The sequence below is a fragment of the Streptomyces sp. KPB2 genome, assembly GCF_003950055.1.
Classification (GTDB): domain Bacteria; phylum Actinomycetota; class Actinomycetes; order Streptomycetales; family Streptomycetaceae; genus Streptomyces; species Streptomyces salinarius.
Map to the genome: position 1 here is coordinate 7029682 of NZ_CP034353.1, position 25541 is coordinate 7055222.

A 25541-nucleotide genomic window follows, 5' to 3' on the forward strand; every position below is an offset into this window, starting at 1 on the left:
AGAAGGCTGCTCCATGCCGTCCACGTCCGTGGATCACTCCGTCACGTCCGCGTCCGAGATCGCCCCCGCCCCCGCCCCACCGGCGGCCGGGCGCCCGCGGTCCAACCCGTGGATCACCCTCCTCGCCGTCGCGTTCGGACTGTTCATGGTCCAGCTCGACGGGTCCGTCGTCGCCATCGCCAACCCCGAGATCGGCAGCGACCTGCACGCGTCCACCGCCCAACTCCAGTGGGTGACCAACGCCTACCTGCTCGCGCTCGCCGCCACCCTCATCCTGGGCGGCAAGCTCGGCGACCGGTTCGGCCGCCGCACCTACTACCTGGCCGGCGTCGCCGGCTTCACGCTCGCCTCGGTCGCCATCGGCCTGTCCGGTTCGATCGAGGGCGTGGTCGCCTTCCGCGCCGTCCAGGGCGCCTTCGGCGGACTGCTGATGCCCAACACCCTCGGCCTGCTGCGCTCCGTCTTCCCGGCGAAGAAGTTCGCCATGGCCGTGGGCATCTGGGCCATGGTCTCCGCCGTCGCGACCGCCCTCGGACCCATCGTCGGCGGCCTCCTCGTGGAGCACGTCGACTGGGAGTCGGTCTTCTACATCAACGCCCCCATCGGTGTCGCGGCCGTCGTCTTCGGCGCCCTCGTGCTCCCGGAAAGCCGCGACTCCGCGGGCCGCGAACGGTTCGACATACCCGGCCTCGTCCTGCTCGCCCTCGGCCTCCTGGCCGTCGTCTTCGGCGTCGTCAAGGGCGAGACCTGGGGCTGGACCTCCGCGGGCACCCTCGGCGCGGTCGCCGCGGGCCTCGTACTGCTGCTCGTGTTCGGCCGGCACGAGACCCGCGTGGCGCATCCGCTGCTGCCGATGCGCCTGTTCCGCAGCCGTGCGCTGACCATCGGCGCGATCGTCACCGCGCTGAACTTCTTCGTGATGCTCGGCGTGATCTTCTTCGTCATGCTGTACCTGCAGAACGTGCGCGGCTTCACGCCGGTCGAGGCGGGTGTGCGGACCCTGCCGCTCAGCCTCGCCTCGCTGGTGGCCTCGCCGCTGGGCGCGGCCCTCACCCAGCGCTACGGCCCCCGGCTGACCATGCCGCTGGGTATGCTGCTTCAGGCCGCCTCCTGCTTCGGCATGCTCACCTGGCAGACCGACTCCTCCTACGCCACGATGTGGCCGCCGTTCATCGCGCTCGGCCTCGGCGTCGGCATGGTGATGTCCGCCTCCTCCGACGCGATCGTGGGCAACGCCCCCGTCCGGGACGGTGGTGTCGCGGGCGGCCTCCAGGCGACGACCCTGCAGATCGGCGGTGCGCTCGGCACCTCCGTGCTGGTCTCCCTGATCAGCGCCAGGGTCGGCGCCACGCTCACCGGTGAGCTGACCGGGGCGGGCGTGCCCCCGGCCGTGGCCGACGGTCTCCGGGCGGCCGAGGACGCCGTGGCGATGGGCGTGGCGCCCGTCTCCGGCGACATGCCGGCCGGGCTGCGGGCCGCGGTGGTGGAGGGTAGCGGGCAGGCGTTCATGAACGGCGTCCACGTGGCCGTGGTCGTCACCGGCGCCCTCTGCGTGCTCGGCGCGGCCCTCGCCGCGGCCGGACTCAGGCCTCCTCGGCCGCGGCGCGCGGAAGCACCGTGACCCGGCGGTAGTTGCACCCCGCCGGCCCCGACGGTCCGGAGGAGCCCGCGCCGAGGTCGGTCGGGGGCCGGGACTGATGGGCCTTGAGCGCGATGCTCGTCAGGCTCAGCAGCAGGTCCACGTCCGCGTCGCAGTCCAGGTGCACGGTCACCCAACGGGAACCGGGCACCAGCCGGATGGCGGTGGAGCCGCCGAGGTCGTACTGGAAGCGCTGGATGGCCCGGTGGGTGAGGTGGAGGTCCACGTCCCGGTCCGAGTGGAAGTGGACGATCTCGTCGCGGACGGAGCGCAGCGCCCGTCCGGTTCGGCAACTGGCCGGACCCGCGGAGAGGTCGGGCCAGGCGTGCAGCCGCTCAAAGGCGCGCTGGGCCAGAGTCATGGCCCTATCGTCGCCCGATCACCGCTTCGCAACCAGGGGTTGAGCGATTTGTAACCGGCGCGTGAGGTCGGCGGGGACCCTGCCGGGGCCCCGCCGACCGTGTCCCGGCCCGGGCCGGGGAGTGCCGGGGAACGTCGGGCTGCGTCAGGAGGTGACGCAGCCGATCGAGTCGACCGGGAAGTCATTGCCCGTCGACGTGGCGGTGAAGCCGAAGGTCACGCTCCCGTCCGGTGGAATGACGCGGTTGTGGTCCACGTTCCGGACCGTGACCGTGCCGTCGGCGCCGCTGGACAGCGAACCGTTCCACACCCCGCCGAGCGTGGTCCCGCTGCCCGGCTTCCACTGCACGGCCCAGCCGTTCAGCGACTCGGTGCCGTGGTTCATCACCTCGACCGAGCCCTGGAAGCCGCCGCTCCAGGAGTTCTCCACGGAGTACACGGCCATGCAGGAACCGGTGTGCGTCGGCGGGTCCGTCGGGTCCGTCGGGTCCGTGGGGTCGGTCGGGTCCGGGTCCGGAGTGGTGCCCGAGCCGCGGATGCCGGTGACCTCGCCGTTGCCGCCGTCGAAGACGACGTCCGAGCAGGAGAAGAAGTTCTCCTGGCTGTCCGAACGCACCCACTGCATGAAGATCAGCGCGTCGCCCGAGCGGCCCGAGGGCAGCGCGAGGTCCCAGTAGTAGTGGCCGCCGTCGGTCCCGGGCGAGCCCTGCTGGGGCGGGTTGGTCACCGTCTGGATCAGCTCCAGGTCGTCCCAGCCCAGCTCGGACGTGGGCGACCAGCCCGGCTTGGTCAGGTACACCCGGAAGTCACCCGGGTGGGCAGCCCAGTTGCTGTACTGCACCGGGATCGTCGCCCCCGACGTCAGGTGCGTACGGGGCCAGTCCCCGCGGGGCGCGTTGTAGGCGGAGAAGTCGTACGGGGAACGGTCGCCCGCGCTGCACAGGGTGCCGTCCGGTACGTAACCGGCGCCGCGGCCACCCGCGTTGGAGTCGAGCACGGCGAACCAGTTGTAGAGAGCCGTCGCCCCGCTCTGGTCGAGCGCGGCCTGACAGGCCGGGTTCGTCGGGTCGAGGGCACCCGTGCCGGTCTTGGCGTCCAGCTGGCACAGATAGGTGCGGGAGCCGGGCATCATGGCCACGCCGTGCGCCTCGGCCCGCCCCTGCCCGAGCAGGAAGGTCATGCCGAGCGCGCTGAGCAAGGTGGCCAGTACCGCCGTCAAGGACAGGAATCTGCTGCGTCGAGCCATAGGGAGTCTCCCGTTGGTCCCATGGGTGATTTCGATGATTTCCATTGGTGATCAGGTCATGACAAGCAGGCCGTGGCGAGCACGGGGATCGTGGTGGAAACCCCGCCCGTCCGGGGCGGGCGCTTCGACCGGACGGGCGGGGAGGCGGTGGGGCGGCGCCGCTAGTCTGCGGTGCAGGCGGTGCCGTTCAGGCGGAAGCCGGCCGGCTCGGCGAACGTGCCGCTGTAGGTGCCCTGGAAACCGAACGACAGGCTGCCGCCGGGTGCGATCCGGGCGTTGTGGCTCAGGCCGGTCGCCGTGACGCTGCCCGTGGCGGGCGTGACGGAGGCGTTCCAGGCGTTGGCGATCCGCTGACCGGAGGGCAGGGTGAAGGCGAGCTGCCAGCCGTCGACGGGCTCCGTGCCCGTGTTGGTGACGGTGACGTCGGCGGTGAAACCGTCCTGCCACACGTTCGTGCCGTACGACACCTCGCACGCCGACGCGTCACCCGGATCGCCGGGGTCCGGACCGGGGTCCGTGCCGCCCGGGGTGCCGCCGGTCTCGACGGTGGAGGAGAAGGAGTTCACGGCCAGCCCGGCGCCGTTCTGCCAGGGCTCGAACCCTGCCTGCACACTCGTCAGGTACCAGTCTTCCTCGGCCAGTCCGCGCGCCACGGTCGCCCGGACGAAGTCCATGACGTCGAAGCTCCAGCCGCTGATCGCCGACGGCGCCACGAACGACAGCACGTCGTTGGTGCCGTTGCCGCCGCTCCAGACCTCCCAGGTCCGTCCACCGACGGTCGCCGTGCCCACCGGGGAGCCGATGGGCTGGATGGGGCCCACCTTGTTGAACCAGATCATGATCTCGGTCTGGTTGACCCCGTCGGTCCGGGCGGTCGGGTCCAGCCAGATGTCGTACGAGGCGTTGTAGACGGCGTTGTCGACGAAGCCGTAGGAGATGCTGGACGGCGCCCGGGAGACGGTGTCGAGCCGGGCGGGGAGGCTGGTGCCCGGCGAACAGTTCGTGTAGTGGCAGCCGTTGAAGACCGACGGGTACGACTTGGGCGCCCCGTTGGTCGGTACCGAGCCGTCGGCCTGCGTGACCCGGAAGCCGGTGTCGGTGGCGGTGACGCACTGGGTGGCGCTCGAGCCCCAGCGGTTGTTCTGGACGACGTACCGTCCCTGGATCGTCGTCGTCCCGAAGGGTTCGCAGAGGGTGGTGTCCGCCTGGGCCGGCGCCGCGGCGGTGACCATCGACGCGGCGAGGGCGAAGGTCGCCAGGGTCGCGCTCAGGACGCCCAAGAGGCCACGCGGGGCGCGGACTCGGGGCCGTAACGGCCGTAACGTTCGCATCGGGCCTCTCCGGGGGGTGCGGGGGGAAGGAGGGGCCGGTGCGGGAGCGCTCCCAACTCCCCACTGATGGGAGCGCTCCCACTTACCGGTTGATTGAGGACTGTAGGAGCGGTTCATGTTCCTGACAAGACTGTGCACGCCCGCGTTGTCGAACAAATCTCGAAGCCCCAGGTCGCAGACGTCTCCGCCGGGAGCGCTCCCGGCGGGCCGGGCGGTCAGGCGGAGTCCCGGACCACCAGTTCCGTACGGAGGATGACGTGTCGCCAGGCGACGGGGGAGTCCTCCATCTCCTCCTGCAGCAGCCGCACCATCGTGCGGCCGATCTCCTGCAGCGGCTGGCGGACCGTCGTCAGCGGCGGGTCCGTGGGCCGGGCCGGATGGAAGTCGTCGAAACCGATCACCGCCACGTCCTGCGGCACCCGGCGGCCCGCTGCCCGCAGCGCACTGAGCGCCCCGGCGGCCAGGGTGTCCGACGCGGCGAACACCGCGTCGAGCTCCGGGTGCCGGGTGAGCAGCTCGGCCGTCGCCCGGTGCCCGCTCTCCTCCGTGAAGTCGCTCCCCTCGACGACCAGCGAATCCTCGGCCGCCACGCCGGCCGACTCCAGCGCCTCCCGGTACCCGCGCAGGCGGCACTGGGCGACGTACATGTCGAGCGGTCCGCTGACGGCCCCGATCGTGCTCCGGCCGGCGTCCAGCAGATACGCGACCGCGCCGCGCGCACCGCCCGCGTTGTCGGCGTCGACATAGGTGACGCTCTCCTCGCCGGAACGCCGGCCCAGCATGACGGTGGGCAGTCCCGCCTCGGCGAGCATGTCCGGCAGCGGGTCCTCGGCGTGCACGGACATGAGCAGCACTCCGTCGACCCGGCCGCCGCGCGCGTACTCCACGAACCGTTGCCGCTCGGTGTCCGTGCGGACCAGGGTGAGCAGCAACTGCACCGGCGTGTCGGTCAGGGCGTCGCCGACCGCGTGGACGATCGCGGTGAAGAACGGCTCCCCGAACAGCCGCCAGTCGGGCTCCGTCATCACCAGCGCGACCGCGTCGGCACGGTGCCCCGCCAGGGAACGGGCCGCGAGATTCGGAACGTAGCCCAGTTCCGCGATGGCCCGCTGCACGGCGCGGCGTGTCGAGTCCCGCACGCCCGCGGCGTTGTTGACGACCCTCGAGACGGTGCCTCGGCCCACGCCGGCGAGGGCGGCCACCTCCTCCAGCGTCGGCGTACCGGGACGCTGCCTGCCCATGTCCGCCCGCCTTCCCCCACGAGATCATCCGATACTACGGTGACCCGCCCCGTCCCGGCGGGGCGATCGTGAGGGTGGTGCCGGCCGATCCCGGGTTCCGTGGCCGGGTCGGGCCGCGCCGGGCGAGTACGGCGGGGTGCACGGCGGTGTACACGGCGGTGTGCACGGAATGGGGGAGGGCGGCCGGCTCGCCGTCAGTCGTCCAGGCGGACCGGCATGAGCAGCGAGAACGTCTCCTGGTCGTCCGTCCGGCGGACCGCCAGCGGTGCCGTGGGCGCGGCGCCGAACTCCAGGACGAGACGGTCCCGGTCGGCGGCGGCGAGCGCGTCCAGCAGGAACCCGCGGTCGACGCCGACGCTGTTTTCGTCCTCGTCGCCGTCCCCGCGGACGGTCACCGTGCCGTCGTCCGCCGTCGCCAGCACACTGACGTCGCGCGCGGACCGGCCGGGCTCGCTCGCCCCGGCCGCGCGGACGGGGCCGGCCTCCAACGCCTCCCGGAGCGCGGGCGCATCGACGACGACCCGACGCCCGGCCGGCAGCTGGACGAGACGGCGGTAGTCGGGGAAGTCGTGGGTCAGACGCCGCCCCGACACCTGACGCTCCCCGGCCTCCAGCGTCACACGGTCGGCGTCCACAGCGATACGGACGGGTTCTTCGTCCCCGAGCAGCGCGCGCATCGCGTCGACGAGCGGGGTGGGCACGACGACCTGTTCACGCCCTCCGCCGTGTCCGGCGCAGGTGCTGCGGGCGACGGCCATCCGGTAGCGGTCGGTCGCCACGAGGCGGAGCGCGTCGTCCTCGACGTCGAACAGGACCCCGCCGAGCATCGGCAGCTCGGGGTCCTCGCCGACGGCGAACCGCACCGCGTCGAGCGCGCTCGCCAGTCGGGGCGCGGAAAGGGACAGTCGGACGGTGCCGGTACGCGGCGAAGCGGTCATGGGGTTCTCCCTGTGATCGAGTAGGGCTCGGAGAGTGAAGAACTCGCTGCGTGCCTCGGCCAGCCCTTGTTCGAGACGGCGCACGTGCGCCCGGAGCAGCCTGCGCACCAGGTCGGCGTCCGCGCCGGACCAGCCGGCCAGGGCCAGCCGGATGTCCGCCAGCGGCATGCCGGCCCTTCGCAGCCGGGCGAGCACCCTGGCCTCCTCCAGCTGCTCGGGGGCATACCAGCGGTAGCCGCTCACCGGATCGACCCGGGCGGGGACCAGCACACCGGCACGGTCGTAGAACCGCAGGGCGCTCACGCCCAGTCCGCTGTCGCGGGCCATCTCCCCAATGCTGCGCATCTCGCTCTCCACGTCCGAAAGCCTGGGTCCTCGACCAGGTCGAGGGTCAAACGCGGGGCGTTCCCGCAGCGGCCTGCCGGCCTGCCGGCCTGCCGGGCCTGCCGGGCCTGCCGCCCTGGCGGCCTGCCGGCCGGCGCGACCCCCGCGCCTGTCATTCTTGCGTCGTGCAGAATCCCAGCGCCGTCACCCCGGACGCCCCCACGGCGATACGGACGCCGCTCCTCACCCAGGAGTGGCTCGACCTCGCCTTCATCCACTGGGCCGTCGAGCCCACCGCCGTGGCGGGACTGATGCCGAGTGGCACGGTGCCCGACACGCACGACGGGCGCACGTACGTGGGGCTCGTCGCGTTCCGCATGCACCGGGTCGGCTGGCTCCGGCTGCCCGGGGTCCCCTACTTCGGGTCGTTTCCGGAGACGAACGTGCGTCTGTACAGCGTGGACGCGCACGGGCGGCGCGGCGTGGTCTTCCGGTCCATGGACGCCGCGCGGCTGCTGCCGGTGGTGATGGGACGTGTCGGCTTCCGGCTGCCCTACCTGTGGTCACGCATGACCGTCCGCCCGGTGGGCGACACCGTGACCTACACCAGTACCCGCCGCTGGCCCGGTCCGCGCGGCGCGTACAGCCGCATCACCGTACGGCCCGGGGAGCGCATCCACGAGCCAACGGCCCTGGAACACTTCCTCACCGCCCGCTGGGGCATGCACAACACGTTCTTCGGCGGGGCCGCGTACCTGCCCAACGACCACCCCCGCTGGCCCCTGCACCGGGCCCGACTCCTCTCGTGCGACGAGGACCTGGTCGAGAGCGCCGGCATACCCGCCCCGACGGCCGGTCCGGTCAGCGTCCTCTACTCGCCGGGAGTACCGGTCCGCCTCGGGCGCCCGGCCCGGCCGGCTCCCCGGCCACTCGCCGCTTGACCTCAAGCGCGGTCGAGGTACGACAGTGATCCGCATGGACCCGAAGGCCGTACCCACCGAAGCAGAGACCGTCGACCTCGAAGCCATCGAAGGCGTGGTGGCCACCGTCGAACGCACCCAGCGCGCCAAGGACGCCGAGGGATTCCTCGCCCTCTTCCATCCCGACGCGCTCTGGACCACCGCCCACGGCAAGGTGCTGCTGGGCCTGGACGCGATCGCCGCGTTCACCCGCAAGGTACTGCCCGACGCGGTCTGGGACGGCGAGGTCACCTACGAGGTGGCCCACACGCGGTTCCTGCGCCCCGACGTGGCGGCGGTCAAGGTCCGGCAGGTCTACCACTCGCCCGAGGGCGACACGGAGGGCACACCGCTGTACGTCATGACCAGACAGGCCGACGGCCGCTGGCTGCTGCACGTCGGCCAGAACACCGAAGTCCGCCGTGAGTGAGGCACGTACCCGGTCCCGGCGGACCCGCGGTCGCGTCAGGAAACGGCGGTGCCCTCGAGTTCGACCAGCTGACCCGGGACGGCCAGGCGTGTGACACCCAGCATGGTGGTGGCGGGCGCGACGCCGGCGGCGCCCAGCCGGCCCGCCAGCACACCGTAGTGCTGGAAGAGCAGGTCGACGTCGGTCGTGTAGACGTTCAGCCGGACCAGGTTCGACAAGGACATGCGTGCCTCGGCGAGCACCGCCTCGACGTTGTCGACGCTCAGCGCGAGCTGCGCCGCCATGTCACCCTCGTGCTCGGGCCTGCCTTCCTTGCTCATCGACGTCTGGCCCGAGATGTACAGGGTGCGCGAGTGCCCGGAGACCACCTCCCCCTGGTTGAAGCCCATGTCGACCGACCACGACACCGGGTTGACCGCGCTGCGTTCCATCGCCGCACCTGCCCTCTTCGTCTCACTGACACTGACACTGACACTGACCACGTCCACCGCGTCGGCAACCGCCGCGCGGTGACGCCGTGTTGAGAGAGCCTTCCAACAAAACATGACATCCTTGGTCATGTATTTTCGCTAGGGTCCTCATATGCGGGCCGATCGGTTGGTTTCCCTGGTGCTCCTGCTGCGTCAGCGGGGCCGGACGACCGCGGACAGCCTCGCCCGTGAGCTGGAGGTGTCCACGAGGACGGTGCTCCGCGACATGGAAGCCCTGTCCGCGGCGGGTGTCCCGGTGTACGCGGAGCGCGGTCGCCACGGCGGGTTCGCCCTGTTGCCGGACTTCCAGACGGCGCTCACCGGCCTGAATCACGACGAGGCTCTCGCCCTTCTGGTCGCCGGATCACGGCGCGGAGCACAGCTGTTCGGCCTCGGGTCGGCGCTGGCCTCGGCCATGCTCAAAGTGGTCGACGCCCTGCCCGAGGGGCTGCGCGACACCGCGGCCGGAGCGGCGCAGCGCTTGCTCGTCGACCCGGAGACCGACCTGCTCTCGCGTCGAGTGGCCCCCGAGGAGGTCCCCGAATCCATCGTCGCCGAGGTCCGTCGGGCGGTGTTCGCCGGCCACAGACTGCGCATTCACTACGAGGCCGTGGGCCGGCCCCCGAAGTGGCGCACGGTGGACCCCATCGGTCTGGTCACCGTCAGGGACCAGGGCTATCTGCTGGCCAAGCGCGGCGCCGAGGACCGCACCTACCGGTTGTGCCGGGTCCTGGCCGCCGAGGAACTCGACGAGGCCGCGCAGCGACCGGACACGGTCGACCTCGACCGCGCCTGGCGCGACCGCAACGCACGGTTCCGCACCGGCGGCGACAGAAGCGCCGTACTGATACGGGTGGACCCCGCCCACCGGGAACAGGTGGTCGGCACCGTCCTCGCGGTCCGCGCAGAGGAGGCCGACGCGGACGGCTGGCTCCGGCTGAACGTCGAGTTCCAGGACGCACGACACGCCGAATGGGCGGTGTGGCAGCACGTGATGTACACGGAGGTCCTGGCCCCGCAGTGGCTGCGCACCGCCCTGCACGACCGCGCGGCGATGGTCGCGTCCCGCTACGGAACGCCGACCTGAGCCCCGCGGCCGCACCTCGCAGGAGCCGTTGCGGCCGGCCGAATCGAGTCAGTGCCTTGCGGGGATGTCGACGGGGTGGGGCGCGGTGGTTCCACCTCGCCCCACCCCGGGCCGGCGTTACATATGGTCCTGGAAGTATCCCGGCACCGTGCCGGTAGGCGTGCCGATCAGCAGGGCCCGGTCGAGGAAGCTGTTGTTGGTTTCGCAGCTGGTCTCGGGCAGCAGGACGCAGGCGTGGCAGGCGGCGAGGTTGACGTTGTCGACGCCCGCGGCCTCCGATTCCATGCACAGCGGGTCGTTGGAGCACCAAGCGGTGCGGGCGATGGCGGCTTGCAGGCTGTGGGCCAGCCGCTCGGGTTCGCCCTGGGCGACGATGCCGCCGAGGCTGCCGGCAGAGTCGCTGGTGGCGGTGTAGAGCAGCAGGCCTGCCATGTCGTCGTCGCAGTAGACGCGCTCGCGCAGGGCGGAGGCCGGATAGCCACCGTCCAGGCTCCACTCGTTGATCAGGATGTGCGCGAGAGTGTGGAGCATCAGGTAGCGGGGAGTGACTGGTGAGTCGATCGCGTTCTCGTTCTCCTGGGGCTGCTCGGCGGTCTTGGACCCACTGGCGCGACGCCTGAGCAGCATCAGGTGATTGTCGCGGATGCGCTGGGCCCGGGCGATCACCGTCGGATCGGTCTCCCAGGACCGCAGTCTGTCCTCGTTCAGGCGCACGAACACACCCTCGCCGAGCACCTCCACCGCCGGGAGCCAGTCGACGTCCTCGGAAAGGGTCAGCGGTGCCATGCGATGGGCCGGATCCGCCTCGCTCGGCAGGTCGCCGCGCATGAAGGATGCCAGGGCCCGCACCTCGCGCAGCCGCTTGACCAGCATGGTGTCCCGCAGCCCCAGAGGCTTGAGGACGGATGGCGAACCCAGCGGTTTCTCACACACGAAAGGCTGCCACTCGGCGGTGTATTGCTCAGGATTGCCGCGCACCAGCCGGGTGTACTCCTCCTGTCGCAGCGCGCTGCGGGCCTTGGGCCCGGGAGTGTCGTCCTGGTCGGCCTGCGGGTCGTCCTCCTCGATGGCTCGGACGAGCTGGATGAGGTCCTCGGCCGTCGCATCGACGCTCTTCAGCAGGGCAACGTGGTTCTTGGCGAACCAGCGGACAACGTCCTCGGAAGCGCCGAGCAGCTTGTGCTTCTCCACCAGCTTGTGCAGGCCCTCACCCCACGGCGGAATGGACAGGGCGCTGGCGACCAGAGGATGCCAGACGGCCGAGGAGCCTCGCTGCATGGCCCGCGGCGTCTGGTCGCATCCCTCGACTGGGGCGTCCTTCAACCACGGGCGACCCCCCTCGCAACGAATGCCGAGATCTTTGAGGACGCGGCTGCGGAAGGCGCCCTCCATGGACACATCCGGCACGCCGCAGCTGCACGAGACGACGATGGAACGAAGCGACGCCGTGCTGCCGTTGGTGCCCAGCGACAGGGCACCGCCGCACAGGCCACCGATGTGTCCGCTGCCGCGGTGCACCCACCGCCAGTACGGGAAGTCCGAGATGTGGCCGTTGTTGCAGGCGAGCACGAAGCGGGAGGGGACGAGATCCTCCTCGCACTGGCCGCAACGGGCTGTGCGAGGTGCGGAGTTGAACTTGTGGAAAGACTGTAGTGTCGCGCACTTGGGGCAGGAGTACATGTTCGGGAAGCGTCGCACGCGCACGCCGTCGGTTGCCCTGTCCGGGTCCGGGGCGGGTGGCTGGCGGAAGGAGCGCACCTTCAGCAGTCGGGCCAGACGACGCTCCAGGACCTCGGGGGCGTCGGAGATGTCCCAGGAGTCGAGGCCGGCGACGATGAACGACTCGTTGTCCACGGCGATCATCGCGCCGACGCCGTAGGTCGTCACCATCTGGGAGCGTCGTACGCCGCCGAGCTTGCGAGGACGGACGACGGCGGCGCCGGTGCCGCGTCGGCGGCGCGGGGGCGGGGGCGGGGTCATGGCGGTCAGCGCTCCAGGAAAAGGGTGGATTCGGCATCGACGTCGCGCAGGCTCCACAGGGTGGACCAGCCGGCTGTCTCGGTGTCCTCGTCGTCGAAGCCGGCGAGGAGGGCGGGTTGGTGCGAGCCGCGCCGAGCTTCGTAGACCAACTCCGGGTTGTCGGCGGCTTCGGCGAGCCACCACCGCACGAACTGATCAAAGCTCTGGGCCGTCGCCTTGCGTTCGAGATCGTTCACTTTGTCTACGCGGGCGAGGACGCAGGGGCGGACGAGAGCGTTGACGTCGTCGATGAAGCCCGCGATGTGGGCGGCGGCCTCGTTGGGGCGGGCGGCGGGCAGCATCAGTCGGGTCAGGGCGACGACGACGGCGTGCAGTCCTCGGTCGCGGGCGCGCGAGGAGAAGGGTGTGACGCTGGTCGATTCCACCTCGCGGTACAGGGCCGAGTGGAAGGAGGGGAAGGACTCGTAGTGCGAACGGTCCCTGGAGCGTGCCGAGTTGTACATGACCGCGACCAGGCCCGGGTGTCGGCGGCCGACGCGACTGGTGGCCTGGATGTATTCGGCGGTGGTCTGCGGCTGACCCATGACCGCCATCAGACCGAGCCGATCGATGTCGACCCCTACGGAAATCATGTTTGTGGCGAGCAAGACGTCCAGGGTGTCGGGGTCGGGCAACTGCCGCCCCAGCTGGCGCAGATGTCGGGGGACAGCGCTGGAGTCGGCCCGACTGCTCAGCTCGATCAGCTGGGCCGCCGTACGGGGGGCGGCCGCGGCGCGCGTGCCGAGCAGCTCCAGGCGGTCCTGGACGTCGTCGAGGACCTGCAGCTCGGCGGCCGACAACAGGCGCAGACTGTTGAAGTAGCCGACCAGGGTCCAGTAGGCGTCCTTGACCTCGTCCTCGGCGTCGGTGCGGGCGGCCGCGTCCAGCAAGGCGGCGTAGGTGCGCACCAGGAGGGTCGCCTGGCTGGTGCTCGGGGTGAGCAGTCCGATGTAGCGGCGGGAGGCCTTGTCCTCGCGCGGGGTCTCCACCGCGAACCATGAGTCGCGTGCGTCCAGCCCGGCCGGCGGGAACTGGGCGGTGCGACGGTCGAACAGGGCTCCGACCTGTTCCGTGGCCCGGCGGATGGTCGCCGTGGACGCCACCACCTTGGGACGGTCCGCCAGCACGTCCACGGCCGTCTCGTACAGGCCGGTCAACGTCCCCAGCGGCCCGGAGATGAGATGCAGCTCGTCCTGGACGATCAGCTCCGGCGGGAGCGGGCCGCCCGGTTCGTCCCGGTTGAACAAGGCCGCTGTGGCCGGGCGCCACGGCATGGAGGCGAACTTGTCGACGGTGGCGATGACGAGAGTGGGATGCGCGTCGTAGACCGCCTCGTCGACCAGGTGAACGGGCAGTCCGTCATCGGTGTTGAAGGCGCAGCTCGTGCTCGGGCATCGCACGATCATGCGGTGGGCACTTTCACGGACCTCGTAGTCGAAGGCGGTCAGCGGCTCTCCACACCACGGGCAGGCCTGCAGTTGGACCGGATTCTCCTTCTGCAGGGACTTGCCCGGCTCACGGCGCAGCTTGTCCAGGCGGTCCTGGGCACTCTCCAGATCGTTGGGGGTGGCCGACTTGCCCACCCACATGCCCAGCGACACCGGCTCGGTGCCCAACTGCGTCTCCTGCTCGGCGCGCACCCGCTCCATCGCGCAGATCAGTGCCGCGGCCCGTTCGAACTGCTGGAGCGTGAGCAGACGCAGGGTGTAGCGCATCACCACGGTCACGCCATGGCCGCGTGCCCCGTCGCGCAGTCTGCGCCAGAACGTGGTGAATGCGATCAAGCCGAGGTAGGCCTCGGTCTTGCCGCCGCCGGTGGGGAACCACAGCAGGTCAGCGACCTCGCGGTCTTCGTGGTTCGGATTGACGATCCCCTCCAGGCACAACAGCATGAACGCGATCTGGAAGGGCCGCCACTTGCCCTTGTCGACCTGCGGTTCACCGCTTCTGCCTTCCTTGATCCAGGCCGTGCGGGCACGCTGCTGAGCCATGGCCTGGTTGGCCCACCGGAAGGCGGGGAGGACGTTGGGTTGCCGTTCGTCGGCCAGCAGGGCCACGCCCCGCCGCATCCGTCCCAAGGCCAGGCGACACAACTCGAGCTGCCGTCGCGCGGAGGCCTCGTGGGCCGTGCCGGCCAGGGTGAGAGCTTCTTCCTCGCGCGCCTCGATCCATTCCTCGTACCCCTTGAGCAGGCGGGTGAGGGCGGCGACCACGTCCTCGCGCGAGCCATGCCCCAGGCCGTGCATGGTCAGCGCCTGGTCGTCGATGTGAGGGTTGGAGTCGGTCAGCAGCACCTCGTGCGTGGGCACGAACTCGGTGCGCACCGACGCGACCGCGGCGCGGTCAGGCATGGGTGTACGCAGCGGCGACGCCTGCCACTTCCAGGCGACCGACGTGCCGTGGCCGGTGGCGAACACGGGAGCATGGCGGTTCAGAAGCCGGCTGAGAGCCTGCTCGTCGTCGGCGGCGCCGAGGCGGGCGGGGCGCTCCACGAAGGGGCGGGTGCCCTCCTCGCCGTGGACGCTCACTTCCGGCTGGAAGAAGCAGTAGGCGTCCTGCAGGTCGAACTCGCCGGCCGTCAGCGTGTTCACCACTGTCACCGTGACCGTGACGGTGCCCTCGACGGCCGGGCGCACCAGAGCTCGCCATTCCAGGCCCTCACATGACAGGCCCTTGACCGAACCCGGCCATCGGACGTCGATGCGGCCCGGCTCGCACGCCAGGGGCTCGCGGCGCCAGCGTTCCTTTTGCCGCTCGGTGCTGCGGGCTTCGCTGCGGCGCGGCTCGATGCGCCGACCCGCCTCGTCCTCGGGGACGTAGCGTGCCGCGGTGACCGTGACCGTCACCTGAGGGGACACCGCAGGGTCGACGGCGAAGGTCAGTCCCATGGAGGAGGGCTTGCGCAGATTGGCCAGCGCGATACCCAGGTCGGAGGCGCCCTGTTCGGCGTCGTCTCCCAGGACGACGTCGGGTGGTGTGTCGACACCGTCCTCGTCGCCGAGCGACAAGGACGGCTGCGTGCCGTCGTCGCCGGCGGAGGCTTGGGGGAAGAGAACGCCGATCGGGTAAGCGGTGATCGGCGCGTCGTCGGTGAGGGTCTCCTGCTCGCCCCCGTGGGGGCCGAGCAGATCCTTGCGCAGCGCGGCGCGCAGGTCGGAGCGCAGTTGGTAGTGCGCCGTGTGCGGCGACGGTGCGGTCACGAGTGGTGGTGTCCTTCCGGAACGGATTCGGCGTGGGTCCAGTCGAAGTGGCCCAGACCGCACAGACGCGGGGCGAGCCAGAGCCCTCTGTCGCCCAGGCCCAGGCGCTGGGTGAGAGCAGGGAAGCCGGCGACACTCTCGACGGTGTCGATGCGCAGGTCCGTGATGCGGCACGGCCACCGCTCGACCTTCCACCCGGCATTGATCTTCAAAAGGCGCCACAGGTCGTGGCGGAAGCGCTCGGAGACGCTTCCGATCGGCCGGTCGTCGTGGAAGACCCCGTACGGGGGCGTCTCCACGGCGGAGGCGGGCAGGTCGTGGAGCCTGCGCAGCTCCACCGGGTCGCCGTCGCGCACACCCTCTCGCACGTACTGCTGGATGGCCAGGGGGTCGCCGATCGGCTCCCCGGCACCCGCGGGAGCCTCGTGGCAGACGTCCAGATCGGTCGCCTCGATACCGGCACGTACGTACGTCTGCCGGCCACCGATGTACCAGCGGTCGATCTGCTTGTGCTTGCGCATCATCCAGGTGGGAGGGCGCTCGAGTCGGTAGACGTCGTCACGCGGCCGGGTCATCGCCACGTACAACAGACGTGCCTCGGCCGGCGCATCCGGATGCGCACCACGCCATTCGGACGGGGCGGGCGGCTCGACGATCAGGACGCGGTCGAACTCCAAGCCCTTGGCCCGGTGCACCGTGGACAGGATGAGCGGATGGGCGGGCGGTGCCGTCAGTTCGTCGGGCAGCCGTCCATCGACGACCGCCCGGCCAAGCGCCTCCAGGTCGAGGGTGCCCCGGGTACCTGCGGCGCAGCGCCGCAGCGAGTGCCACGTGCGCGAGCTGTCCCAGGTGGGCGGCAGCACCGCCAGGTCGAGAAAACGGTCCTCGGTCAACTGCGCTGCGCTGGTCGCCTGCAGCAGTTGGGCCACCCACGGCGGTGCCGGACGCGAGCGGGGCGAACGCTGGATGCGGTGATCCACGCCCAGTTGCTGCAGCCGTTCCGACAGGCGCAGGACCTGGCCGTTGTCGCGACACAGGATCGCCGTCGTGCCCTGAAACTCCCGCAACGAAGCCAAAGTGAACGCATCGTCGAGCTCGCCGAAGTCGGGAGTGAACGCGAGCCGGGCGCACAGCTCGGTGTACACCGCCTCCGCTTCTGTGGCTGCCTCCGCACGGTCGCCGGGCAGGTTTTGCAGTCTCGGCCCGTACGGCAGCGCGAGACGGGCCTCTTCCGTGCGGGCTCGGAAGTTGTCGGAGAGGACGACTTCGACGAGGTCGTCGCCGAACGAACCGCGCACCCATCGGAAGAAGAGGTTCGTCTCGCTCGCACGCTCCTCGGGGTCGGCGACCTGGAAGCCGTAGATCGCCTGCGCGGCGTCGCCGACCACCGTGAAGCCGCAATCGTCCGCGTACCGATCGAGGAGTGCCTCGACCATGTCGCGACGCACGCCCACCAGGTCCTGCACTTCGTCGATGACGACGTGCGCGGGCACCCCCTGCTCCGAGGCGTCGAGCACGCCCCGCTCGATGGCCTGCGTGGCCATCGCGATGCGCTGATCGAAGCTGGTACCGGCCAGGTCGTCACGCTGGGGGTTTTCCAGCAGCAGCACGGACAGTGCCCAACCGTCGAAGGTCTGGGCGCGCACCTGGCGGGCGGTGGTGGCGAGCTTGTCGACACGCTCACGCAGTTCCCGCACGGCGGCGCGGGAGAAGCTCAACACGAGGATCTCGCCCGCCTGAAGTTCCTCGGTGCCGGTCAGATGTTCAAGCCGGTGGGTGAGGGTGGTGGTCTTGCCCGCGCCCGCGCCCGCTGTGACGAGCGTCCTGGCATCCCAGGGCTGCGCCACGACGGACAGCTGCGCGGAGGTGAGGGAGAGACCCACTCCCTGCGTGACGGTCACCGCTGTCCCTTCTTCCACAGGTACTCGAACTCGGTGAAGGCAAGACCGGCGTCGTAGTTGACGATGTTGTCGCGCACGTCGAGGATCAGGCAGGTGTCCTTGCCGCCGTTGCGGGGTCCGCGCAGACCACGGCCGATCATCTGCTGGTAGCTGTTGGCGCTGTAGACGGGACGGGCGATGACCACGGCCCGGGTCGCGGGCGCGTCGAATCCCTGCGTGAGCACGCCGTAATTGGTGATGACCCGGACCTGGCCCTTGCGGAACGCCTCCACTCGCTTGCGCCGCTCCGCGGTCGGAGTCGCCGAGTCGATCGCCGCCGCCCGGATGCCGCGGTCGCCGAGTTTGGCGGCGAGGAACTTGGCATGCGAGACGGACGTGGCGAACACCAGCACCGGCCAGTCGTCGGGCATCGTCGCGATCTGGTCCAGCAGCATCTGGTTGCGCGTCTCGTCCTCGGCCAGACGCTGCTCCGCGCCCTTGGGCAAGAAGCCGTTGAACTGCTCGACCGCCCGCAGCTCGTCGGGGTTGAGCTGCATCCGGGCACCGGCCAGCTCGCGATGCTCGACCTGCGACAACACGCCCAACTGCTGCAGGCTCGCAATGGGCTCGTCGAGGAAGACCCCTTCGTCCAGGCGGCGGTTGCCGAACCGCTGAGCGAGTTGCCGGGTGCGCTCGGCGTCGTTGCGGAACGGGGTTGCGGTCAGACCGACCAGGTGACGGGAAGTCTCCCAACGGGTCAGGCCGAGCTGCTCGAAAATCTTGGTGTACTCGGGCGACGTGGCCACATGCGCCTCGTCGACCAGTGCGAGGGACGCCCGGCGCAGCCACGCGTACTCGTCCGAGTGCAGACACACACCCAACTTTGCGTCCGTCGCCACGACCAGATGCGGGCGGCCGGTGACCGGAGTGGCGGAGTTGCTGCTCCACAGTCGGTCGATGACCAGGGGCTGATCCGCACCGACCTTCTCCCAGACGAACCTCCAGGACTGGACGGCCTGTTCGCACAGTTCCTCGGTCTGGGCGATCCACAGGATCGGCCCTCGGGGGGTGCCCGCTTCGCGGATCCAGCGGATGACGCCTTCGGCCGTGACACGGGTCTTGCCCGCTCCGGTCGGCAGGCTGAGCATGGCCCGCTGCGGCGACGGCAGCGTCAACAGCTCGGTCAGCTTCGACGCCAGGCGCTCCTGGTAGGGATGCAGAGCGGGGAACTCCGTGGGACCCTGCGCCTCCTCCCTGGCCGGTGGCGAGGGCACGCGTGCGCCGGCGAACGAGTCGGGAAATCCCAGATCGGTCACGAACCGCAGCGCCGAGGCACTGCCGTCGAAGTAGCGCGGCGCGTTGGCGTACTGGGCGGCGATGTCCTTGGCATGCACCCTCAGCACGGACTCGTCGTGCGCGTTGTAGGCCATCTCGGCCAGCCTGCGGGCATCGGGCGTGCTGCCGGTCTCGGAGATCTCACTGGCCAGCAGACCGGTGGGCAACTCCCTCTTGATGTCCTCTTCGTCGATCATCATGGAGATCTTGTCGATGACGCTGTCGCTGCGGCGGATGGCGGCCAGGCGGGCCTGATAGGCGCGGTCGGCCTTGTCCGCTTCGTACTTCTGGATCAGGGCCCGGCATCCGGCCACCCCCATGTGCCAGCCGAACTCGCGGTCGGCGATGACGAGTGCCTCCTCGACCGACAAACTGTCCGGCACCAGCACCGTGTGCTCCTGCCGGGTCCCGTCCAGCGGCTCGGTCCGGCTGCCGTTGGGCGTGCGGACGACCTCTTCCAGCTCGGAACAACGTTGCAACAAGGTCCCGTTGGCGCGGCTGCCCAGCCGCTGACGCAAGGGCGGATACTCGTCGACCAGCGGTACCGGCAGGCCGACCGGCACGGCACGCACCCGCTTTTCGACGACGTCCGAAACCCGCCGCATCCCCCATTCGGTGATCATGTATTCCGCCTGCTCGCGGTCGCCTTCGGCGTCGACGAGGAGCGCAGGGTGCTTCTCCCGGATCAACTCCTCGTACTCGGCGCGCGTCAGGGCCACAGCGATCTCGTTGTCCGGGCGCATCTGCCACTCGTCACCCACCCGGCAGCGCACCGTCTCCTCGACCTCCACCAGTTCCAGGGCGACGCGGATCAACGTGGCGTACGTGCGGCCGACCAGGGCGTCGTCCTCACTGTTCTTGGCCAGATCCAGAAGGTGGGACCAGCGTCCTGGCGCGACCTCCTCCACCGAGGTCGGCAGTCCCAGACGGCGCGCCTTGTCCTGCTCGAGCATGGTTGCCACGGGCAGGACCTGCGCGTAGGCGGCCAGCTGCGGACCGACGGCGTCACGCACCGACACCAGTCCCTTGGAGGTGTGCACGGTCCCGCTGCGGCGCAGCAGCCAGAGGATGGGCGAGACCACCCGGGTGCGGGTGCTCACGTTGCGGCCGATCTGCCGAGTCCAGGACTCCACCAGTCCCTCGGTCGGCATGGCGTCGAGGAATGCGGCCCTGCCCTCGGGAGAAAGACGCTCGAAGAGGTGGAGCGGACCGGCCGTCGGCGAGCCCTCCAGGAGCACGGTGTGCATCTGGACACGACTGGCCTTCTTGTCGAGGCTCTCCAGGTACTCGTCGTGCAGTGCGTGGTGGTAGGCCTCGAACCAGGGGTCCCGCTCGGGGCGGTGGCCCCGTGTGGGGCGGTCCTTCATGCCCAGATCCCGCAGGACGGAGGCATCGTGGAAGGACAGGTCGACTGTGATCTCCGCATCCCGCGAACCGTCCGGCGGGACGACCTTGCCGGGCAACAGGCAGTCCTTCATGGGGATGAACGCACCGGCGACCGTTTTGACGTGCAGCGTCTGGTCGAGGTTCGGCACCTTCGCGCGGACGGTCAGCACCTGCGCGGTGCCGCCGGCGCTGCGCAGCAGCTCCCAAAAGCGGGCCCACGACTCGGCGGTGTAGCCGGTGAAGCCCTGGTCGAGCACGCTCTCGAATCGGCCACGGCTGTCTGCGTCGCGGATTCCCAGACGGTCGAGGTGCGGGAGCAGGGACGTGTCGGAGGCGATCCGCTCGTCGACGTACACCAGGTCGTCGGGCAGGCCGTCGACACCGGAGTTGCGAAACACGCTGCCCGGGACGGGCGCGACGAAACCGTGATCGGCGGTCAGGACGATCCGCGCACGGCGGGCCTCCTGTGCGTGATCGGACGGCTTGTCCAAGAGCTGGGACAGAAGACGGATCGCGGCGGCAGAGGCCTCGACGGTGCCGTCCTCGACCAGTGCCTCCAACCAGTCGCGCACCGACTCCACCGGCTTGTCCGCGGCGGTCAGGAAGTGGGTCAGCTTGCCGCGGCGCCCGCCGGCCTCCACTGAGTGGTGCACCCAGTTGCGGGGTCGACCGGGGTACGCGCGCCAGCGTTGCAGTGCCTCCTTCGGCAGTCCCTCCGGGTGGATGCGGAGTTCGGCCGGGACACGCAACGTGCCGTCCTGGTCGGGCAGGGACGGATTTTGGGCCGTCAACCTCCACACCAGCTCGGTCAGTCGAGCGCAGGCCCAGTTCGGCGACTCCTTGGTGCGGCCGGGCAGCAGCGGCAGGTAGGCCGCCGGATCCTCGGGCTCGGCCAGCTCCGGCAGGGAGCCGACCACCAGGTTGGCCGCGACCCGAAGCAGCTCGTCGTTGAGCGCGCTGCCGGTGAGCAGGTTCTGCCGGTCCTCGTTGGTCTTCCAGGCCGCGTTGAGCGCACCGCTGAGCGTGGTGGCGTACTTGGTCGGAAAGAACGACCAGAACCATCCGCGCTCGTTGGGGACCTGCCGGATGCCCTGGTCGTTGACCTTGTACTCGGGGACCGCCCAAGAGACGTCGATGGTGACGCGGGCGTGCAGCTCACCGGCGGCGTTGCGGGACTCGTCGGTCACCTGGTGCGGCACCGTGAAGACACGGAACCTCTCCATCTGGGCGTGGGAGCCGCCGCGCGTCTCACGGACGGTGTGGAAGACGCCCTCGTGCTCCACGGTGATCTCGCGGCGTACCTTCGGCATCACCCGGACGTCCTCCAGCACCACCGTGCCCACATGGTGGGAGAAGAGCTGGAACAGGCGGGGGAACTCCTCGCGGGTGCCGTCGTTGCGTCCCCGGCCCGATTGATGGATGTCCAGGCCCAAACGCCCGGCCGCCCCCGGCAGCAGGGGCAGCCGCACGACGGTCGTGGCCCAGGACAGTAGTTCGCGCAGGCGCTCGTCTCGGGCGCACTCCCACTCCACGTCCAGGGGCCGGGCCAGGCGGAGCACCGGCGTTTCGCCGACCGTGTCCACCGATGCCAATCCCCGCTCGACGCGTCCCTTGTTGACGGCCGCGAGGATCTCGGCCGCCGACCAGTCCGCGTCGAATCCGAACGATCCGGATGTGCTGAAGAACTGCGGGGTACGGGTGACCGACAGGACGGACTTCACGCCCACCCCGAAACGGCCGATCTGCCCACCGCGCTTACGGGAGACGCCCATGCGCAAGATGGTGTCCGCGCCGTCCGTCGTGATCGGAGTTCCCTCGTTCGCGCAGTACAGGTGGTCGTCGGTCAAGATCACGTGGATCTTGCCGCCCTGCTGCTCGCGCAGTTCGTCGGCGGCGTTCTGCACCAGCTCGAAGAGTTGCCGGTCGCCGTATCCGCCCTGGTGGATGCGACGCTCGCCGTTGGCGTCCTCCTCGACACGGTCGGGATTGAAGGCGTAGGTGCCCAAAGCCAGCTCGGTGAGCTCGGCGATCTTCGTCAGGACGGCACTGTCCGCATGTCTGTTCACGAAGGTGTGTACTCCTCGAAGGCGGGTGGCGCACCGGCACGGACCATCCGCGTGCGAGGCGGGCCAACGGTCCGATGCCGGGAGAAAAACGTGAGACGAGTGGCTCACCCCTGAGGGTGTGGCGCACGGTACGGGCGCACGGTGTGCGCGGAAGGTTGTGTGAAGCGCTGAACTGCGGTAGTTACGCGAGCGCGAGGCGGCTTGACGGTTGCCGACGTCCTGCAAGGAATCGATGGCTGCGCACGAGGGCCCCCCTTAGCCGCGTCTTGGCATGGCGACGAAAGGGATGCGTTCCGCGGGCTTCCCCAAGCCCGACCGGAGAGTTCTCCTCGTCGCAAGCCCGGACGCTATACCCGTGCGACCCGTCATGTCCACCAACTGTCGTGGCCGGGTCTGCTGGGGGTGGCGTTGTCAGTGGTGGCTGCTATGGACGGGCACCGGCAGCAGCACCGTCTAACAAGATTTGACGCCAGCATGGATGTCAAAGGTGCCTGGTAGGCTACCGGTGCACTGCCCATCCGGGACGAATGACAAGGCCGACGGAGGTCGATCCACCGCCATGACGGGGCAGCAGGCAGAAGCATTCGGGCCGTGGCTGGGGCGTCAACTGCGGCGCGCGGGCATGAGCCAGGCCCAGCTCGCCGGCGAACTGGGCAAGACGCGCGCCGCCGTCTCGGCCTGGATCACCGGACGAGCCGAGCCGCGAGAGGACGTCAAGGCGCAGATCGCGCACATCCTTGGCACCGATCTGGCCTCGCTGGTGACCAGGACGGCCGACGTCCCTCTAACTCTGCCTCTCTTCTGGCAGCACCGGCCGGCTCACTCCGACGGCGGCCGCGAGTACGGCAATGTTGCCGCCTTCGCCTTCGACGCCGACCTGTCCGTCCTCGCCCGCGAGGCCACACAGAACTCCCTCGACGAGCGTTTCGACCCGCAACAGCCGGTGCGCGTGCACTACACGCTCCACGAGCTCAGCGGCGAGCACCTGGACGCCTTCCTCACGTGCGTGCACTGGGAGGAACTGAGCGCGCACTACGAGCAGGCGGCCGCTGGCACCCAGAAGGTCTCGCGCGGTCTGCGCGCCGCCCTCGACGAACTGACCTCGAGCCGCTCGCTCTTGCTGCTGCGCATCGACGACTACAACGCATGCGGACTCACCGGTCCCGAATACGGCGACGGTCGTTACGCTGCCGTCGTCCGCCGCACCCTGGACTCCCACAAGAGCCAAGGGGGCCGCGCGGGTGGCTCCTACGGACTGGGCAAAGCGACCCTCTGGGCCACCAGCCGCTTCGGTCTCGTCCTGGTCAACTCCACGCTCAGTGAGCCCCACGAGGGACGCACCCAACGGCGTGTCGTGGGCCGCCTCGACCTCCCCTGGCACACGCTCGACGGCGAGGCCTACGCCGGACCCGCATGGTTCGGTGAACCCGACACCGATCCCGAACGCAAGGACGTCGCGCGATCCTGGTGGGCCGACGAACGAACCGTGCATGGCCTCCACTTGGACCGCACGAGCGACGAACCCGGCACGTCCTTCCTCATCGTAGGTGCCCACGACGCCTCGGGAGACGCCGAGACACTGCAGGAGATGCACGACAAGTGCGTCCGCTCTCTCTCCGACGGATTCTGGGCCGCGATGATCGGCGGCCGCGACGCCGGCCCCCTGCTGGATGCCCGGGTCACCACGCTGCGCAACGGTCAGGTGGTCATCGCCGAGGAGCGGGTCGATCCCCACGCCCATCACGCGTCCCTCAGCCGTGCTCTGCAGGCCTACCTCGACGGCGGGACCGTTCCCGAACTCACCGCCGGCGACCAGGTCGCCCACGCCGAGGTCCCCCTCATCGTCACCCCCCTCAAAGGCACCGGCCGTGCCCGTGACAAAGGTCGCGAACACCTGGCCGTCCTGCTGCTCACCCCGGCGGACGACGCCGACGAACGCTTCAACCGCATCGTGTGCATGCGCGGCAACCGCATGACGATCGCCGAGCAGCGGCCCCGCGACCTGCCGTTGGGGACCATGCCGTTCCAGGGCGTCCTTTTGGCCGGCTATGCGACCGGCCGCACCGGCGAGGACGTCGATTTGGCGGAGGCGTTCCTGCGGGCCTCGGAACCGCCGGAACACGACCGCTGGGACCGCACCGAGGAACTCACCACCAGTTACGAGCGCGGCGCACTCAGCCGCATCAAGGAATTCCGGCAGAGCATCGACAAGATGGCACGGGCCCTTGCGGTGCGCCGCGAGGCCACCCGCACCGGCGGTCCGAGTGTCCTGCGCGAACTGCTCACGCTGGAGACCGATGCCGCGAGCTCCGGCCGGGGGCGCACGCACTCCTTTCCCACGGTTCGCAACCTCAGCGCCCACCTGGAGGAGACCGGAGCGTGGAACGTCACTGTCACCCTCAGACTTCCCGACGCAGACGACCCCTGGCTGCTCCGGCCCGTCGCCAAATTCGACGTCCGCTCCGGCGGCAGGCCGACCATAGAGTGGTCCCTGCTGGTGGGATCCGAAAGCTGCCGGGCCGAGGACGGTCACATCATCGTCGAACCCGGCGTGCGCACCGCCGTCTTCACCGGCGTAACGGACCCGGCCACCCATCCCGTCAAGGGCGCTTTCGCGCGCCTGGCCGTCGACATCCTCCAGCCTCGGGGAGGCGCCGCGTGAGGTCCGTCTTTCCCTACCCGACCCTGTTCGGCGACATCGCCGTCGACATCGTCTCCGTCGCCGTGGACGGCGCCCCGCTTCCGTACGCGCACGTGTCGACGACCGAACGCACGGTCGCCCTGCACCGAGCCGGCCGTGAGCACTGGGGGCGGGCCACACTGCGTCTCAAGGCCCATCCACCCGAGCCCGAGCTCGCCGAGGGGCCCTGGCGGGATGTCACCTGCCTGGCCGTTCTCGCCGAGAAGGCGACCAACACACGCGTCACCGCCCGTCTGGCCCGTATGCCTGACGGCGACTGGCAGGGCACCATCGATCTGAGCAGGAACCACCATCTGCGCCGCGCCACTCTCACCGTGCACGTGGTCGCCACCGTCGAGGGCATGGCGGGCCGGCTCATCGGCTCCGCCGAGCAGGACTGGTATGTGGACCTGCGCGAGTCCGTCCCGGTAAGACGCCGCGAGATCGACATTGTCGAGGTCGACTTCCGCGACGGCCCGCACGACTGGCTGCGTCCCTTCCAGGAGGCTCCCTGGATCGTCGAGACCAGTGCCGACACCCCGACCGTCTACCTCAACACCACGGCCGTCGAAGGCCTGATGGAGGTTTTGGCCGCCAAGGGGGGCACAACGGCAGAGCGCGTGCTGCGCGACATGACGGCCAGCCACATCGCTCAGGATGCCTGGACGGCCATGTTCCACACCGCCGTCAGCGACCTCGACGTCGACGACGACGGCACCCCCGTCATGCCCACCGGTTGGCGTGAGGCGGTACTCACCGCAATGCTCCCCGAGGTCCTGCCGGGCCACCCACTCACCGACGCCCTCTTCGACATCAACGAGCGCCGCACCCAGGGGCATGGCTGGTCCCAACTGCAGACCGCGATCCAGTACGCGGCCGGAAAGCGCAGCCGCGTCACCAAGAAACTCACCAACGCCGTCCGCACCGTCGACCGCGCGGAAAGGGTGTGA

16 protein-coding genes are annotated in these 25541 nt (G+C 70.1%); 6 read left to right on the top strand and 10 right to left on the bottom strand.

The features are described 5' to 3' along the window. Nucleotides 1-13: 13 nt before the first annotated feature. On the top strand, nt 14-1621 hold the full coding sequence (locus D1J63_RS31845) for an MFS transporter (RefSeq protein WP_125633649.1): 1608 nt from the start codon (nt 14-16) through the stop codon (nt 1619-1621). On the opposite strand, the gene D1J63_RS31850 is transcribed toward D1J63_RS31845, so the two are convergent. The 5 genes from D1J63_RS31850 to D1J63_RS31875 all read right to left on the bottom strand — a co-directional run bounded on the left by D1J63_RS31850 (nt 1584) and on the right by D1J63_RS31875 (nt 7100). Next, on the bottom strand, nt 1584-2000 hold the full coding sequence (locus D1J63_RS31850; RefSeq protein WP_125633651.1) for a luciferase family protein: 417 nt from the start codon (nt 1998-2000) through the stop codon (nt 1584-1586). The genes D1J63_RS31845 and D1J63_RS31850 overlap by 38 nt on opposite strands. 144 nt (nt 2001-2144) lie before the next feature. Next, nucleotides 2145-3245, bottom strand: coding sequence for a lytic polysaccharide monooxygenase (locus D1J63_RS31855; protein WP_125633653.1), 1101 nt, complete (start codon nt 3243-3245; stop codon nt 2145-2147). Nucleotides 3246-3406: 161 nt separating this feature from the next. Continuing rightward, nucleotides 3407-4576 carry a cellulose binding domain-containing protein gene (locus D1J63_RS31860; protein ID WP_125633655.1) on the bottom strand — a complete coding sequence of 390 codons (1170 nt, stop codon included), beginning with the start codon at nt 4574-4576 and terminating at the stop codon, nt 3407-3409. A 215-nt stretch (nt 4577-4791) separates the two neighbouring features. Beyond that, a complete protein-coding gene (locus D1J63_RS31870) occupies nt 4792-5817 on the bottom strand; it encodes a LacI family DNA-binding transcriptional regulator (protein ID WP_125633657.1) in 1026 nt (341 codons plus the stop codon). A gap of 194 nt (nt 5818-6011) precedes the next feature. After that, a complete protein-coding gene (locus D1J63_RS31875) occupies nt 6012-7100 on the bottom strand; it encodes a MerR family transcriptional regulator (protein ID WP_125633659.1) in 1089 nt (362 codons plus the stop codon). Between the two features lie 164 nt (nt 7101-7264). Here D1J63_RS31875 and D1J63_RS31880 point away from each other — a divergent pair, with 164 nt between their 5' ends. Both D1J63_RS31880 and D1J63_RS31885 read left to right on the top strand, forming a co-directional pair. Next, on the top strand, nt 7265-8020 hold the full coding sequence (locus D1J63_RS31880) for a DUF2071 domain-containing protein (RefSeq protein ID WP_125633661.1): 756 nt from the start codon (nt 7265-7267) through the stop codon (nt 8018-8020). A 34-nt stretch (nt 8021-8054) separates the two neighbouring features. Next, on the top strand, nt 8055-8468 hold the full coding sequence (locus tag D1J63_RS31885; RefSeq protein ID WP_125633663.1) for an SgcJ/EcaC family oxidoreductase: 414 nt from the start codon (nt 8055-8057) through the stop codon (nt 8466-8468). Between the two features lie 35 nt (nt 8469-8503). Here D1J63_RS31885 and D1J63_RS31890 read toward each other — a convergent pair whose 3' ends face one another. After that, nucleotides 8504-8899, bottom strand: a complete 396-nt coding sequence (locus tag D1J63_RS31890) for a RidA family protein (RefSeq protein WP_125633665.1) — start codon at nt 8897-8899, stop codon at nt 8504-8506. Between the two features lie 151 nt (nt 8900-9050). Between D1J63_RS31890 and D1J63_RS31895 the strand changes: the two genes are divergently transcribed. Next, the gene (locus tag D1J63_RS31895) at nt 9051-10025 is read left to right on the top strand and encodes a WYL domain-containing protein (protein WP_125633667.1); all 975 of its coding nucleotides are present in this window, start codon (nt 9051-9053) and stop codon (nt 10023-10025) included. Between the two features lie 117 nt (nt 10026-10142). Here D1J63_RS31895 and D1J63_RS31900 read toward each other — a convergent pair whose 3' ends face one another. The 4 genes from D1J63_RS31900 to D1J63_RS31915 are packed head-to-tail and all read right to left on the bottom strand — an operon-like array spanning nt 10143 to nt 21911. Continuing rightward, nucleotides 10143-12005 (bottom strand): DUF1998 domain-containing protein, encoded by a 1863-nt coding sequence (locus tag D1J63_RS31900; protein WP_125633669.1) that lies wholly within the window; start codon nt 12003-12005, stop codon nt 10143-10145. 5 nt (nt 12006-12010) lie between these two features. Then, nucleotides 12011-15244 carry a helicase-related protein gene (locus D1J63_RS31905; protein ID WP_125633671.1) on the bottom strand — a complete coding sequence of 1078 codons (3234 nt, stop codon included), beginning with the start codon at nt 15242-15244 and terminating at the stop codon, nt 12011-12013. Further along, nucleotides 15241-17145 carry a UvrD-helicase domain-containing protein gene (locus D1J63_RS31910; protein ID WP_125633673.1) on the bottom strand — a complete coding sequence of 635 codons (1905 nt, stop codon included), beginning with the start codon at nt 17143-17145 and terminating at the stop codon, nt 15241-15243. Before D1J63_RS31910 ends, D1J63_RS31905 begins: the two co-directional genes overlap by 4 nt. After that, nucleotides 17142-21911 carry a DEAD/DEAH box helicase gene (locus D1J63_RS31915; protein ID WP_125633675.1) on the bottom strand — a complete coding sequence of 1590 codons (4770 nt, stop codon included), beginning with the start codon at nt 21909-21911 and terminating at the stop codon, nt 17142-17144. Before D1J63_RS31915 ends, D1J63_RS31910 begins: the two co-directional genes overlap by 4 nt. A 559-nt stretch (nt 21912-22470) precedes the next feature. On the opposite strand from D1J63_RS31915, the gene D1J63_RS31920 reads away from it, so the two are divergent. Together D1J63_RS31920 and D1J63_RS31925 are read left to right on the top strand one after the other, a co-directional pair. Beyond that, nucleotides 22471-24573, top strand: a complete 2103-nt coding sequence (locus D1J63_RS31920) for a helix-turn-helix transcriptional regulator (RefSeq protein ID WP_125633677.1) — start codon at nt 22471-22473, stop codon at nt 24571-24573. Then, complete coding sequence (locus D1J63_RS31925) at nt 24570-25541, top strand: hypothetical protein (RefSeq protein ID WP_125633679.1); 972 nt, start codon at nt 24570-24572, stop codon at nt 25539-25541. The genes D1J63_RS31920 and D1J63_RS31925 overlap by 4 nt, the downstream gene beginning before the upstream one ends.